13 protein-coding genes and 1 pseudogene are annotated in these 14,868 nt (G+C 59.9%); 11 read left to right on the top strand and 3 right to left on the bottom strand.

The features are described 5' to 3' along the window. The first annotated feature begins 198 nt into the window (after positions 1-198). A complete protein-coding gene (locus ACIPIZ_RS20225; protein ID WP_064387837.1) occupies positions 199-963 on the top strand; it encodes a sulfite exporter TauE/SafE family protein in 765 nt (254 codons plus the stop codon). On the opposite strand, the gene ACIPIZ_RS20220 is transcribed toward ACIPIZ_RS20225, so the two are convergent. Beyond that, on the bottom strand, positions 953-1,267 hold the full coding sequence (locus tag ACIPIZ_RS20220) for a putative quinol monooxygenase (RefSeq protein WP_401166994.1): 315 nt from the start codon (positions 1,265-1,267) through the stop codon (positions 953-955). The two genes, ACIPIZ_RS20225 and ACIPIZ_RS20220, sit on opposite strands and share 11 nt — an antisense overlap. Positions 1,268-1,452: 185 nt before the next feature. Between ACIPIZ_RS20220 and ACIPIZ_RS20215 the strand changes: the two genes are divergently transcribed. The 8 genes from ACIPIZ_RS20215 (at position 1,453) to ACIPIZ_RS20180 (ending at position 9,667) form a co-directional block, all read left to right on the top strand. After that, a complete protein-coding gene (locus ACIPIZ_RS20215) occupies positions 1,453-2,043 on the top strand; it encodes an NAD(P)H-dependent oxidoreductase (RefSeq protein WP_105709250.1) in 591 nt (196 codons plus the stop codon). Between the two features lie 120 nt (positions 2,044-2,163). Beyond that, positions 2,164-3,075, top strand: a complete 912-nt coding sequence (locus ACIPIZ_RS20210; protein WP_064387840.1) for a LysR family transcriptional regulator — start codon at positions 2,164-2,166, stop codon at positions 3,073-3,075. Positions 3,076-3,178: 103 nt separating this feature from the next. Continuing rightward, positions 3,179-4,072 (top strand): NAD-dependent epimerase/dehydratase family protein, encoded by an 894-nt coding sequence (locus tag ACIPIZ_RS20205; RefSeq protein WP_401166990.1) that lies wholly within the window; start codon positions 3,179-3,181, stop codon positions 4,070-4,072. An 86-nt stretch (positions 4,073-4,158) separates the two neighbouring features. Further along, positions 4,159-4,830, top strand: a complete 672-nt coding sequence (locus ACIPIZ_RS20200) for a Fic/DOC family protein (RefSeq protein ID WP_401166987.1) — start codon at positions 4,159-4,161, stop codon at positions 4,828-4,830. 631 nt (positions 4,831-5,461) lie between these two features. Then, the gene (locus ACIPIZ_RS20195; RefSeq protein WP_122662510.1) at positions 5,462-6,811 is read left to right on the top strand and encodes a GntP family permease; all 1,350 of its coding nucleotides are present in this window, start codon (positions 5,462-5,464) and stop codon (positions 6,809-6,811) included. Between the two features lie 16 nt (positions 6,812-6,827). After that, positions 6,828-7,688, top strand: a complete 861-nt coding sequence (locus ACIPIZ_RS20190; RefSeq protein WP_401166983.1) for a MurR/RpiR family transcriptional regulator — start codon at positions 6,828-6,830, stop codon at positions 7,686-7,688. A 1-nt stretch (position 7,689) separates the two neighbouring features. Beyond that, complete coding sequence (locus tag ACIPIZ_RS20185) at positions 7,690-9,147, top strand: amidohydrolase family protein (protein ID WP_401166981.1); 1,458 nt, start codon at positions 7,690-7,692, stop codon at positions 9,145-9,147. Positions 9,148-9,298: 151 nt separating this feature from the next. Next, positions 9,299-9,667, top strand: coding sequence for a glyoxalase superfamily protein (locus ACIPIZ_RS20180; protein ID WP_064387845.1), 369 nt, complete (start codon positions 9,299-9,301; stop codon positions 9,665-9,667). Positions 9,668-9,933: 266 nt separating this feature from the next. On the opposite strand, the pseudogene ACIPIZ_RS20175 reads toward ACIPIZ_RS20180, so the two are convergent. Both ACIPIZ_RS20175 and ACIPIZ_RS20170 read right to left on the bottom strand, forming a co-directional pair. Further along, positions 9,934-10,186, bottom strand: a pseudogene (locus ACIPIZ_RS20175) (DUF6124 family protein); the annotation flags it as partial. A gap of 245 nt (positions 10,187-10,431) precedes the next feature. Beyond that, the gene (locus tag ACIPIZ_RS20170; RefSeq protein ID WP_064387846.1) at positions 10,432-11,448 is read right to left on the bottom strand and encodes an AraC family transcriptional regulator; all 1,017 of its coding nucleotides are present in this window, start codon (positions 11,446-11,448) and stop codon (positions 10,432-10,434) included. A gap of 208 nt (positions 11,449-11,656) precedes the next feature. Between ACIPIZ_RS20170 and ACIPIZ_RS20165 the strand changes: the two genes are divergently transcribed. Further along, positions 11,657-13,252: an FAD-binding oxidoreductase gene (locus ACIPIZ_RS20165; protein WP_401166977.1), complete on the top strand. Its 1,596-nt coding sequence runs from the start codon at positions 11,657-11,659 to the stop codon at positions 13,250-13,252. Positions 13,253-13,256: 4 nt separating this feature from the next. After that, positions 13,257-14,849 carry a glycerol-3-phosphate dehydrogenase/oxidase gene (locus tag ACIPIZ_RS20160; RefSeq protein ID WP_401166974.1) on the top strand — a complete coding sequence of 531 codons (1,593 nt, stop codon included), beginning with the start codon at positions 13,257-13,259 and terminating at the stop codon, positions 14,847-14,849. Positions 14,850-14,868: the final 19 nt, after the last annotated feature.

Here is a 14,868-nt window from a genome sequence, read left to right as displayed (position 1 = left end):
TTGTGGTGATTAAGCCGGCCCCATCGCGAGCAGGCTCACTCCAACAGGTTTTGTGTTCGCCACAGATCTAATGTAGGAGTGAGCCTGCTCGCGATGGGGCCAGAAGCCGCAATAAAAATTACAGCCTCTTGCAAATAGAGAGGCAACCTCAGTATATGGCAGATTTTCACCCCGGCACGACTGGCGCACAGTAACGCCATGAACACACTTGCAGACATCTACCAAAATCTCGGCCTGACCCTGTCCTTGCTGGTCATCGCTACCTTCATGCTGGCCGGCCTGATCAAAGGCATCATCGGCCTCGGCCTGCCCACCGTCGCCATGGGCCTGCTCGGTCTGGCTATGGCGCCCTCGCAGGCAGCCGCCTTGTTGATCATCCCGGCGACGCTGACCAACCTCTGGCAACTGGCATTCGGCGGACATTTAAAAGGCCTGATCAAACGCCTCTGGCCAATGCTCCTGACGATCTTCCTCGGCACCGGCATCGGCACCTTGTGGATCGGCATGGCCGGCGGACATTGGGTGGTGCGCGGACTCGGCGCGGCGTTGTTGCTGTATGCGCTGAGCGGCTTGTTGCTGCCGACGCTCAGCGTAAACCCCCGCCATGAAGGCTGGCTTGGCCCGGTCTGCGGTTTGATCACCGGCATCATCACCGCCGCCACGGGCGTGTTCGTGATTCCGGCGGTGCCCTATCTCCAGGCGCTGGGTTTGAGCCGTGACGAACTGGTGCAGGCGCTTGGCCTGTCGTTCACCGTCTCGACCCTGGCGCTGGCCGGCGGCCTGCTCTGGCGTGGCGCACTCGGCGGCGGTGAATTGAGCGCCTCGCTGCTGGCGCTGATTCCGGCGGTGCTGGGCATGTTGCTCGGCCAATGGCTGCGGCAACGCATCAGCGCTGTGTTGTTCAAGCGGGTGTTCTTCATTGGACTGGGCGCGCTCGGCGCCCATTTGTTGATCAGCGGTTAGCCGATGAATCGCTGAGCATGTCGATCGGGCGGATGTCGAAATCGTGCTCCAGATAGTCCATGCGCTCGGCAAAAAACTCCTTCATGTGCGGCAAATTCGAATGCACATCCAGATGCGCCTGGCTCGCCCAGATCTCGTAGAAGATGAACAGCGTCGGGTCTTCCTTGTCGCGCAGCATGTGGTATTCGATGCAGCCGGGCTCGGCGCGGCTCGCCTCAACATAGGCGCGGAACAGTGCTTCAAAAGCCGCGGATTTTTCCGGGCGGGTCTTGGCGTGCAGGATAAATCCCTGGCGTTCACTCATCTCGAATAGCTCCTCAAATGCAGATGGTCGCGCATGCTAGGGCAATAATCGGCATTCGATTCGTGCTTTTCAGTCAAATGTATTTTGCGCAATCACGGCTTATTCCGCGCGAGAAGGATCGTTAATCTGCCGCCATTCCAGTTTCCCTTCTCCACCCAGTCGAATGGCTGCGCCGAGGCTTTCTCATGAAAAAAGTATTGTTGCTCAATGGCGGTAAAAAATTCGCTCACTCCGACGGTCGCTACAACGCCACCCTGCATGAAGCGGCGCTCAGTGTGCTCGACCGTGGCGGGCTCGACGTCAAAACCACCTTTATCGACGAGGGTTACGACGTCGCGGAAGAAGTGGCCAAATTCCTTTGGGCCGACGTGATCATTTATCAGATGCCGGGCTGGTGGATGGGCGCGCCGTGGACAGTGAAAAAGTACCTTGATGAAGTCTTCACCGAAGGCCACGGCAGCCTCTACGCCAGCGATGGCCGCACCCGCTCCGATGCCTCGCAGAAATACGGCAGCGGCGGTCTGATTCAGGGCAAGCAATACATGCTGTCGCTGACCTGGAACGCACCGCAACAAGCCTTCGATGACCCGACGGATTTCTTCGAAGCCAAAGGTGTGGACGCGGTGTACTTCCCGTTCCACAAGGCCAATGAATTTTTGGGCATGACCGGGTTGCCGACCTTTTTGTGTGTGGACGTGATGAAACGCCCAAACATCGAAGGGGATGTGGCGCGTTACGAGCAGCATCTGACCGAGGTGTTTGGCCTTAAGGCTTAAGTGATTTAGGGCTACTATCGGCGGTAACAGCGAAAGATCGCAGCCTGCGGCAGCTCCTGCAGCGTTCACCTGTAGGAGCTGCCGCAGGCTGCGATCTTGGCGATCTCAAAGAGGACACCCGTGAAAGCCAGATCCGATGAGTTGCAGATTTTTGTCTGCGTGATCGAGTGCGGTTCCATCTCCGCCGCCGCCGAACAGGTCGGCCAGACGCCGTCGGCGGTCAGTCGCACGTTGTCGAAGCTGGAAGCCAAGCTCGACACCACGCTGATCAACCGCACCACGCGGCGCATGGACCTGACCGAAGAGGGCAAGTACTTCTTCGAACACGCCAAGCTGATTCTCGACCAGATGGACCAACTCGAAGAACGCCTGTCGTCACGCCAGCAAACCCCGTCCGGGCGCCTGCGCATCAACGCGGCCTCGCCATTTATGCTCCACGCGGTGGTTCCGTACATCGACGAATTCCGTCGTCTCTATCCGGACATCCAGCTCGAACTCAACAGCAATGACCTGATCATTGACCTGCTGGAACAAAGCACCGACATCGCCATCCGCATCGGCACCCTCGCCGATTCGACGCTGCACGCGCGCTCGCTCGGTTGCAGTCCGCTGCTGATCGTCGCCAGCCCTGCGTATCTGGAAAAACACGGCGCGCCGCAGCAAGTCGCTGACCTGGGCGAACACACCTTGCTCGGTTTCACTCAAAACGAAGGCCTCAACCAATGGCCGCTGCGCTACGTGCACGGCGACCGCTGGCCAATCACCCCGGCAATCAGCGCCTCCAGCGGCGAGACCGTACGTCATCTGGCGCTGGAAGGGCAGGGCATCGCCTGCCTGTCGCACTTCATGACCATCGATGATATTCGTGCCGGACGCTTGAAAGTCCTGCTCGGTGAATTCAACAGCGGTTATCGCCAGCCGATCAACGCGGTGTACTACCGTAACTCGCAATTGGCGCTGCGCATTCAGTGCTTCCTCGACTTCATCCAGAGCAAACTCGCCGCCTACGCCAGCGCCGATTTCAAGGGCTGATTCGTGACCTCTGCGCAACAGTGAATTGGCCGAGGGCGGGTTTTTCCCTCGGGCTCACGGGCCGATACTCGTCCCATCACTTACTCACGCAGGGAGTTTCTCCATGAACGTATTCGTCACCGGCGCTGCCGGTTTTATCGGCGGCTCGATCGCTACCGGTCTGGTTCAGGCCGGGCATAACGTCACCGGGCTGGTGCGCAGCGCCGAACAGGCTGCCGAGCTGCAAGCGCTGGGCATAACCCCGGTTATCGGCACTCTGGATGACAAAGCACTGCTCACCGAACAGGCCCGCGCCGCCGATGCGGTAATCAACGCCGCCAGCAGCGACCATCGCGGCGCCGTCGAAGCCTTGCTCGACGCGTTACGTGGGTCGAACAAAGTGTTCTTGCACACCAGCGGTTCGAGCATCGTTGGCGATGCGTCGGGCGGCAAGTCCAGTGACGTCATCTACTTTGAAGACAACCTGCCAGAACCGACCGTCGACAAGGCCGCACGCGTGGCCATCGACAACCTGATCCTCGCCGCGGCGAAGGACGGCGTGAATTCGGCAGTGATCTGCAACACGCTGATCTACGGCCACAGCCTGGGCGTCAATCGTGACAGCGTGCAACTGCCGCGACTGCTCAAACAGGCTCGCAAAAGCGGCGTGGTGCGCCACGTCGGCAGCGGCCAGAACATCTGGTCCAACGTACACATCGAAGACGTCGTCGCCCTGTATCTGCTGGCACTGACCAAAAACGTCCCGGGTACTTTCTACTTCGTCGAAAGCGGCGAAGCCTCGTTCATCGACATAACCACCGCCATGGCCGGAGCGCTGAACCTGGGCCAACCACAAGACTGGCCGCTGAAAGACGCCGAAGCCGAATGGGGCTACGAAATGGCCAACTACGGCCTCGGCTCCAACAGCCGAGTGCGCGGCAAACATGCGCGCGAACTGCTGGGCTGGGCGCCGAAGCGCACGTCAGTGGTTGAATGGATTCGTAACGAAATGGTGTGATTACTGTTTGAGCCCCGCCGGGCTTTGTTATCACCCTTTAGAGCGGCTGCCATCGGGCAGCCGTTTTCGTTTCGGGCTTTGCGCTTGTGTCACGCCAGACCTATGGTGCTCTGAACATTGCCAGTTCAGCAGGTACAAGGATGATTGACCGATATGAAGCAGAAGGGGCGCAAAGCAGCTTTCAGCCCGGCTCGAATGAGCAAGTGCTGAGCAATAAACTGGGAATTATCGAACCCGAAGACATGGATGATGCAGAGCTGGTTTTGTTGGAAAAGCTCTACCAGTCTGTGCTCATCGAGCATTTGCCTGATCGGTCAATCACTGTTCAGGATCTGAAGGATTGGCATCGACACTGGCTCGGGAATATCTATCCATGGGCGGGCGATGTCCGCGCGGTAAATTTGGGCAAGGATGGATTTTTCTTTGCTGCTGCGCCGCAAATTCCTCGATTGCTCGATGGATTTGAAAAGGACTGCCTGTCCAAATACACGCCATGTGGTCCCGATCTGGATGAGAACCTGATTCGCGCCATCGCTGTAACGTACGTCGAGTTCATCCTGATTCATCCCTTTCGCGAAGGTAATGGGCGCTTGTCGCGATTATTGGCGGATGTCATGGCCGTTCAGGCGGGCTACGTGCCGCTGGACTACAGCAGTTGGGAACGAAACAAAGAGGCTTATTTTGCAGCCATCAACCAAGGGCTGAACTGCAACTACGAACCCATGGAGTATTGGGTCCGGCAGGCATTATGGACTTGAGGCGGAACTACTTTGCCAGGGACAAGTGCAGGAACTTACTGGACCTGAGTTTGAGTTTGCGCTCAATGGCTTCCACGCTTTGACCTGTCTCGATGGCTGTCGAACTGGCAACTGCGCGGATCAACGTTTCGGTTGTCAGTTTTTTTTTGGTACGAGGCGTGGGGCTCATGGCAGGTACTCCGGGAGGTTGTCAGGCGAGTATAGCGCTTGGCTGGATTTGAAAAACATGTCCATGGCTGGGTGCCGAAGCGTACGTCGGTGGTTGAATGGATTCGTAACGAAATGGTGTGAGTCGTCCACCAGCTCCCACAGGTTTTGCGCATTCTGTCTGGAGGAATGCGATCAAAACTGTGGGAGCGAGCCTGCTCGCGAAAGCGGTTTTTCAGTCGATAGAGATGTTGAATGTGAAGCCGCCTTCGCGAGCAGGCTCGCTCCCACATTGGTTTCTCGTTCACCGAAAAGCCATGTAAATCCCTCCCCCTGATTTTCATTAATCACGACAAGACATACCTATTAGCGACACACCTTACCTCTCCACGAAAATTACTTTCATGCGGTTTGAAATCTCGATCTCGAAATGATTTATGAGTTTCACAACCCATTCGAACGTGACCCTTTCGAGGAGTACCGCATGACGCCTTCCTTCGGCTATTGGCTGCTGGTCTATGCCGCCGTCGCCATCATTGCGCTGATCGTGTTGATCGCCCGTTACCGGCTCAACCCGTTCATCGTCATCACCCTGATTTCCATTGGTCTTGCGCTGGTCGCGGGGATGCCGCCGTCAGGTGTGGTGGGGGCGTATGAGGCCGGGGTGGGCAAAACGCTGGGACATATCGCGCTGGTGGTGGCGCTGGGGACGATGCTCGGCAAGATGATGGCCGAGTCCGGCGGTGCCGAGCAGATGGCGCGCACGCTGATCGATAAATTCGGCGAGAAGAACGCGCACTGGGCGATGGTCTGCATCGCGTTTCTGGTTGGGCTGCCGTTGTTCTTCGAAGTCGGTTTTGTGTTGCTGGTGCCGATTGCGTTCACCGTGGCGCGACGCGTGGGTGTGTCGATTCTGATGGTCGGGTTGCCGATGGTCGCGGGCCTGTCGGTGGTGCATGCGCTGGTGCCGCCGCACCCGGCGGCGATGCTGGCGGTGCAGGCTTATCAGGCTTCAGTCGGGCAGACCTTGCTGTATGCGATTGCCATCGGCATTCCCACCGCGATCATTGCCGGGCCGCTGTACGCCAAATTCATCGTGCCGCGCATTCACTTGCCGGCGGATAACCCGCTGGAAAAACAATTCCTCGACCGCGAACCGCGCGACAAGCTGCCGGGTTTCGGCATCACCATGGCGACCATTCTGTTGCCGGTGGTATTGATGCTGATCGGTGGTTGGGCCAACCTGATTTCCACGCCGGGTAGCGGTTTCAACCAGTTCCTGCTGTTCATCGGCAACTCGGTGATCGCACTGTTGCTGGCGACCTTGCTGAGTTTCTGGACGCTGGGTATCGCCCAGGGTTTCAACCGTGAATCGATCCTCAAGTTCACCAACGAATGCCTGGCACCCACCGCCAGCATCACCTTGCTGGTCGGTGCTGGTGGTGGTTTGAACCGCATTCTGGTCGACGCTGGCGTCACCGATCAGATCGTCGGCCTCGCTCATGAATTCCACCTGTCGCCGCTGATCATGGGCTGGCTGTTCGCCGCGCTGATGCGCATCGCCACAGGCTCGGCGACCGTGGCCATGACCACCGCGTCCGGCGTGGTCGCGCCGGTGGCCATTGGTCTGGGATATCCACACCCAGAACTGTTGGTGCTGGCGACCGGCGCGGGCTCGGTTATCTTTTCCCACGTCAACGACGGCGGCTTCTGGTTGATCAAAGAATACTTCAACATGACGGTCGCGCAGACGTTCAAGACCTGGACCGTGCTCGAGACGCTTATCTCGGTAGTTGCGTTCGGCCTGACCGTCGGCCTTTCTTACTTGCTGTAACCGGAGCCTGCCGCCCATGGACATCCTCTACCAGATCCGCGCCCGCCAGGATTCCTTCAGCGCCGGCGAAGGCCGCATCGCCCGTTTGATGCTCGATGACGTCGGTTTTGCCGCGAGCGCCAGCCTCGAAGACCTCGCACAACGTGCCGAAGTCAGCACCGCCACGCTGTCGCGTTTTGCCCGTACGGTCGGCTGTCGCGACTTGCGTGATCTGCGCCTGCAACTGGCTCAGGCCAGCGGCGTTGGCAGCCGTTTTCTCGACCCGACGGGCACGCCAGAGCAGTCGGCGTTCTACGGGCAGATCGTCGGCGACATCGAAACCACGCTGCGCCAGCATCTTGCCGGATTCGACGAATCACGCTTCGCCGACGCAGTGAAACTGCTCGGCCAGGCACGGATGATTCACGCCTTCGGCATGGGCGGCTGCTCGACGCTGTGCAGTGATGAATTACAGGTGCGGCTGGTGCGCCTCGGCTATCCGGTTGCGGTGTGTCATGACGCGGTGATGATGCGCGTCACCGCCGCCAGCCTCAACGCCGAACAAGTGGTCATCGTCTGCTCGCTGACCGGCATCACCCCGGAGCTTTTGGAAACTGTCGAACTGGCGCGCAACTACGGCGCACGTATTCTCGCCATCACCCGCGGCGATTCGCCGCTGGCCGAACTGGCCGACATCGTCCTGCCGCTGCAAGGTGCCGAGACCTCGTTCATCTACAAACCGACGGCGGCGCGCTACGGCATGCTGCTCGCCATCGACGTGCTCGCGACCGAGCTGGCGCTGGCCAATCCTGAAGACAATCAAGAACGTCTGCGGCGGATCAAACTGGCCCTCGACGAATACCGTGGCGGCGACGATCACCTGCCGCTGGGAGACTGACATGCTGTACGACACCCTGATTCGCAATGCCCTGATCATCGACGGCAGCAACACCCCCGGTTACTGCGCCGACGTGGCGATTCGCGAGGGCCGCATCGAGCGTATCGGTGACTTGCACGACGCCACGGCAACCGAAGAAATCGACGCCGCCGGCCGCGTGCTGGCACCCGGTTTTATCGACGTGCACACCCACGACGACACCGTAGTGATTCGTCAGCCAGAGATGCTGCCAAAACTCAGCCAAGGCGTGACCACGGTGATTGTCGGCAACTGCGGGATCAGCGCTTCGCCGGTGACACTGAAGGGCAATCCACCGGACCCGATGAACCTGCTTGGCACTGCGGCGGCGTTTGTTTATCCACGTTTCAGCGATTACCGCGCGGCAGTCGAAGCGGCGAACACCACGCTGAACGTCGCCGCACTGATCGGCCACACGGCGCTGCGCAGTAATCATCTGGATGACCTGTTCCGCACCGCGACCCCGGATGAAATTGCCGCGATGCGCGAGCAATTGCGTGAAAGCCTTGAGGACGGTGCGTTGGGTTTATCCACAGGTCTGGCGTACGCCAGCGCCTACAACGCTTCCACCGATGAAGTCATGCAACTGACTGAAGAACTGACAGCATTTGGCGCGGTGTATACCACCCATTTGCGCAGCGAATTTGCCCCGGTGCTGGAAGCAATGGACGAAGCTTTTCAAATCGGTCGCCACGCCAAATCACCGGTGATCATTTCCCACCTCAAGTGTGCAGGTGTGGGTAACTGGGGGCGCAGCCCTGAGCTCCTCGCTTCATTGGAAGAGGCCGCGAAAACCCACCCGGTCGGCTGCGATTGCTATCCGTACGCGGCGAGTTCTTCGACGCTGGATCTGAAGCAAGTCACCGACGCCCACCGCATCACCATCACCTGGTCGACACCGCACCCGCAAGTCAGCGGTCGCGACCTGATCGACATCGCCGCCGAATGGAACGTGCCGTTGCTCGATGCCGCCAAACGCCTGCAACCCGCGGGCGCGGTGTACTACGGCATGGACGAGGCGGATGTACGAAGAATCCTCGCGCATCCGTTGTCGATGGTCGGTTCTGACGGACTGCCGGAAGACCCGTTCCCGCATCCACGCTTGTGGGGCGCTTTCCCACGGGTGTTGGGCCATTTCAGTCGTGATGTCGGGCTGTTTCCGCTGCACACCGCCGTACACAAGATGACTGGGTTGTCGGCGGCGCGGTTTGGTTTGAAGGCGCGCGGCGAGATTCGTGAAGGTTTTTGGGCGGATCTGGTGTTGTTCGATCCGGTGACGGTGCGCGATGTCGCGGATTTCAATGATCCGCAAATAGCGGCGCAGGGCATTGACGGGGTTTGGGTTAATGGCGTGTTGAGTTACCGCGATGGGCAGGCAAATGGGCGCAGGGAAGGGCGGTTTCTGGCGCGCGAAGGTGATTTGCGCGAAGGTTTTCATTGAGCGCAATGTCCCTGTAGGAGCTGCCGCAGGCTGCGATCTTTTGATCCATGTCTCATAGTGGCACTCTGAGATTAAAGAAAGCCAGCAACAAGCCGAAGTGCTGACATCCAGCCCAACTACACTGTCGGGCCAACCAGTCAGGGAGCACCCCATGAGCTTCGGTAAAACCACCCCGATCCTGCGGATCTTCGATGAAGCCAAGGCCGTAGAATTCTACGTCGACTTCCTTGGCTTCAAGATCGACTGGCAGCATCGCTTCGAGGCGAACTTCCCGCTGTATTTGCAGGTGTCTCGCGGTGAGTGCGTGTTGCATCTGTCCGAACATCATGGCGATGCGAGCCCGGGTTCGGCGTTGCGCATCGAGACGGATGAGCTGGAGGTGTTTCAGCAGCAATTGATCGCCAAGGACTACAAGTTCTCGCATCCGCAGATTCAGGCCATGCCGTGGGGGAGTCAGGACATGACGATTGCCGATCCGTTTGGCAATCGGTTGGTGTTTACCAACGCGATTAGCCTCTAGAACGAAAAGCCCCTCACCCTAGCCCTCCCGAAACGTCGGACCGCCCGGAGGGAGAGGGGACCGATCCGGGGATGCTTGAGAGATACACCAACCTGAACCAGCTCGGTCGAATCCATAATCGACTCGGTCATTCAGGTCGATGTATAGCGCCAGACACCTCGGTCGGCCCCCTCTCCCTCGGGAGAGGGCTGGGGTGAGGGGAACATGACACACCGCAAAAAGAAGCCCGCCATCCAACCCTTCCTGTTGGGCCGCGGGCTCTTGCGTTACTCGGTCGGCACTAACTGGTCCAGCACGCGATTGACCGCCATTTCCGCCACCATCACCACTTGCGCGATGCCTTGCAGGGTCTTGCGGTGCGGTGCCTTCAACCTGCGCGGCATGGTTGTTGAGCATGACCGTCTCCGAGCCAAGGGTTTCGCTGGCGTCGGCCAGCAGGAATTCGGTGTCGGTATTGGGGTTGGCCATGTACAGCGTGTTGGGGGTGTAGGGCGTGGCCATGAGGTCGGCGTTCGTCGGCATGCTCAGGGCGCACAAGCCGGCGGATTCTGGCGCAGGCGTAGGTTACGGCGCAAGGATTTGTGGGGTGTTTCGCGTAACGCCGGGTGTCCTTAAACATCCTTTTCGAAAGTGTTTATTGCGTTGTGGCGAGAGGCCTCATCGCGAGCAGGCTCACTCCTACAGTTGATCTTCAGTGAACGCAGATTCTGTGTCCGACACGGCCCCCTGTAGGAGTGAGCCTGCTCGCGATGAGGCCGGTGCATTCACCCCCGATGCATCTGCCGAAACTCCCCCGGCGGCATCCCTCGACGGCTCTTGAATGTGCGGTGAAACGACCTCGGCTCGGTAAACCCCAGATACTGCGCAATGTCCTGAATCGGCAACGTACTGTTGAGCAAATAATGCTCCGCCAGCTCCTGGCGCAAATCATCGAGAATCTGCTGATACGACGTCCCCGCCTGATGCAACTGCCGCTGCAACGTTCGCACCGAAACGCTCAACTGTTCGGCAACCTGCTCCTTGCGTGGCAAGCCTTCCTTGAGCAACTGCCGCAGGATGTTCTTCACCTGCTGCTCCAGCGACGCATCCTCCAGCGTTGCCATCAACCCCAGCGCATGTTCCTCCAGCGTGCGCAGCAACTGCGCATCCGCCTGACGCAACGGCAACTGCAAATAAGCCAGCGGCACGATCAACGCCGAATACGCCTGATCAAACACCACCGGGCAATCGAAAAACGCTTCGTACTGCGCCGGCGTAGCCTCGGCCGGGCACGAATGTTCGAGCCAGACCCCGGCCGGCGACATCTGTGTATCGGCGATCCAGCGTGCATATTGCAGCCATGAACCGAGTACGTTTTCCACCAGGTGCCGACGAATCCGTGGACGCTGATAACGGCAGGTCCAGATCAGATGCACGTGGCCATCCAGCACCTCGGCGCGGCTGACGCCCATGTCGCCGACCAGTTTCTCGAACGGCATGATCCGGCTCATGGCATCACCGAGGGTCGCGCAGTTCATGGTGATGTAACCGAGCACGCTCCACGAATTGGGCAGGACGAAATTCGCCGCGTTGAGCCCGAACAACGGATCGCCCGAGTGTTCGCAGAAATAATCCAGCAACCGTTCATGCGCCTCACCGGGCAAACGCAAGGTGTTGTCGCTCAACTGCTGCGCCTGCAAACCCGCCGCCGCCAATGCAGGCTCGATGACCATGCCCAGTTGTTCGGCATGGCGCAGGTATTTGAGCAGCGGCGGAACTGAGGTGAAGCCGAGCGATTGCATGATCCCTTCCTTTGATCGACGGCCGCGTGGGCGGATGAATGCCTGAAAGGTAATTTGAAACCCCGACTAAAGTAAATGGCTGACGCTTGCGCGACGTTTGACTCAATTGGCTACACGAACTGGCCGGATGCGACCGTGACACTTTGCGGCCGCTGGCTAGTATGGGGGCCTGAAATATCACTGATCTGACGGTTAGAAGGACACACGCATGCGACGCTGGAACGGCTGGGGAGATGCAACCACGGTGGTCGAACTGCCGGCCCAGGGCGCGGAGTTTCTTCATGAGCGACTGGGCGAGGGGCGCGCGCTGCCCGATGCCACGCTTGAAGCCGCATTGGCGCTTGTGCCGGCCTCGCGGTTGTCGGCGCACACGTTGTACAGCATCGATGCCCACGACCGTTTGCTGCATGCCCGAGGCCAGAGTCTGCCGGACTGGCTGGCGTTGCGCGAAGGTGCGCTGGGCAATTATCCCGATGCCGTGGCGTTTCCCGAGACCGCTGAACATATTCGCCAATTGCTGGCGCTCGCCCACGAACAGGACTTGTGCCTGATCCCGTATGGCGGCGGCACGTCGGTGGCCGGGCACATTAATCCGCCGGATTCAGCGCGGCCAGTGGTGACGGTGTCGCTGGCGCGGATGAATCGCCTGATCGACCTCGACGAACAGAGCCTGCTGGCGACGTTTGGCCCCGGTGCGAGTGGCCCGCAGGTGGAAAGTCAGCTGCGTGCGCGGGGCTACACGCTGGGGCATTTTCCGCAGTCGTGGGAGTTGTCGACATTGGGCGGCTGGGTGGCCAGTCGTTCCAGCGGTCAGCAGTCGTTGCGCTATGGCCGCATCGAGCAATTATTTGCGGGCGGAACCTTGGAAACCTTTGCCGGGCCTTTGGAAATTCCAACGTTCCCGGCCTCAGCGGCGGGTCCTGATCTGCGCGAAGTGGTGCTCGGTTGCGAGGGCCGTTTCGGAATCATTTCCGAGGTGAAAGTACGCGTCAGTGCACTGCCCGCCGATGAACGTTTCTACGGCGTATTTTTGCCCGATTGGCCGCAGGCTCTCAGAGCCATTCGCCAATTGGCCCAGGCACGCGTGCCGCTGTCGATGCTGCGCCTGTCCAACGCCGTGGAAACCGAAACGCAACTGGCACTGGCCGGTCATCCGCAACAAATCGCCTGGCTGGAAAAGTATCTGAAGCTAAGGGGGGCGGCAGAGGGCAAATGCCTGCTGACCTTCGGCGTCACCGGCAATCGCCGACAAAACGCACTGTCGCTAAAACAGGCGAGACAACACATCAAAGCCTTCGGCGGCGTGTTCACCGGCACCTTGCTCGGCAAGAAATGGGCGCAGAACCGCTTCCGTTTCCCTTACTTGCGCGAGAACCTGTGGAACGCCGGTTACGTGGTCGACACCCTCGAAACCGCCACCGACTGGAGCAACGTCGACAACCTGCTCAACCTCATCGAAGCCAGCCTGCGCGACGCCTTGGCCGCCGAGGGCGAGCGCGTGCATGTGTTCACCCATCTGTCCCACGTCTACGGCGAAGGTTCGAGCATCTACACCACGTACGTGTTTCGCCCGGCGGCTGACTATCCGGCGACGCTGGCGCGCTGGAAAGCGCTCAAACACGCGGCCAGCCAGACCATTGTCGACAACCACGGCACCATCAGCCATCAGCACGGCGTCGGCAAGGATCACGCGCTGTACCTGTTGCGCGAGAAGGGCGCGCTGGCGATGGACACCTTGCAGGCGCTGAGCAAACACTTCGATCCGGCCGGGCGCCTCAACCCCGGCACGCTGCTGCCGGAATGACGCCATGAGTCAGGATTGGAACGCCGCATGGCGCCAGCAGATTCTGCCAACACTGGCGGATGAAACCTGGGATCTGATCGTCATCGGCGGCGGTATCAGCGGCGCCGGGATTTTGCGTGAAGCGGCGCGTCGCGGCTGGCGCTGCCTGTTGCTGGAACAGCGCGACTTTGCTTGGGGCACCTCCAGCCGATCATCGAAAATGGTCCATGGCGGTTTGCGTTATATCGCCAAGGGCCAGTGGCGTCTGACCCGCGATTCGGTGCGCGAGCGTCAGCGCTTGCTCGACGAAGCGCCGGGGCTGGTCGAACCGATGAGTTTCCTGATGCCGCACTATCGCGGCGGCTTTCCCGGGCCTCGGGTGCTGGGTGGTTTGTTGAGCGTCTACGATGCTTTGGCCGGACGGCGCAGCCATCGTTTTCATGATGCACAACAGCTCCGATATCTGGCGCCGGGCGTGAAGGAAAGTGACTTGCTCGGCGGCACCAGTTTTGTCGATGCGCTGACCGATGATGCGCGACTGGTGATGCGCGTGTTGAGCGAGGCGCGGGCGGATGGCGCGGTCGTGGTCAATGGCGTTCGCGTCGAGCATTTGCTGCGAGAAAACGGACGAGTGTGCGGCGTTCAGATCGAAGATTGCGAAGCCGGCACAACCCTGCAATTGCGCTGCGGCGTGCTTGCTGTGGCCACTGGCGCATGGGCTGAACGCTTGCGGCCGACTGAGGCACCACGGCAATTGCGGCCGTTGCGCGGCAGCCATTTGTTGTTGCCGGGTTGGCGTTTGCCGGTGGCGCAGGCCTTCACTTTTATGCATGAGCGCGATCGGCGACCGGTGTTTGTTTTCCCTTGGGTAGGCGCGACGGTGGTGGGCACCACGGATCTTGATCATCGCGAGGGTCTAGATCAGAGCGCGAGTATCAGCGGCGAGGAACTCGACTATCTACTGGCGGCCTGCACACAACAATTCCCCGGTGCAGAAGTGACGGCCAATGACGTGCTGTCGACCTGGTCGGGCGTGCGTCCGGTCGTGGGCAACGCAGGTGCGCATCAAGACAAACCGTCGAACGAAACCCGCGAGCATGTGCTGTGGCAGGAGCCCGGTTGCGTGACGCTGGCCGGCGGCAAACTGACTACGTTCCGCCCGCAAGCCATCGAAGTGCTCAAGGCGTGCGCGGACATGCTGGATCGTTCCTTCGTAGATGACGCAGCGCCGGTGTTTGCCGCCGTACCTGCGCTGGCGATTGCAGAATTGAGCAACCAGCAATGGCGACGACTGGCCGGAAGGCATGGCCGAAACCTGCCGAGGCTGGCGCAACTGATCAACGATATCGGCCACGAAAAGGTTGGCGCCACGGACACCTTATGGGCAGAACTGGCCTTCGCCTGCGAAGCGGAAATGGTCTTGCACCTCGACGATCTGCTGCTGCGCCGCACACGTCTGGGCCTGTTGCTGCCTCGTGGCGGCGAAGATTATTTCACCGCCATCCGCCAGCTCTGCCAGCCAAGACTCGGCTGGAGCGACGAACACTGGCAGCAGGAAATTCAGCGTTATCGGGCGTTGTGGCAACGCCATCACGGTTTGCCGGATGCCACGCCTTGATGCCCCTTGAAGAGAGCTC

It is taken from the genome of Pseudomonas sp. NPDC087690 (genome assembly GCF_044743175.1).
GTDB lineage: Bacteria > Pseudomonadota > Gammaproteobacteria > Pseudomonadales > Pseudomonadaceae > Aquipseudomonas.
Note: the sequence above shows the minus strand (reverse complement) of the source record. Positions and strands in the feature narration are given on the sequence as shown.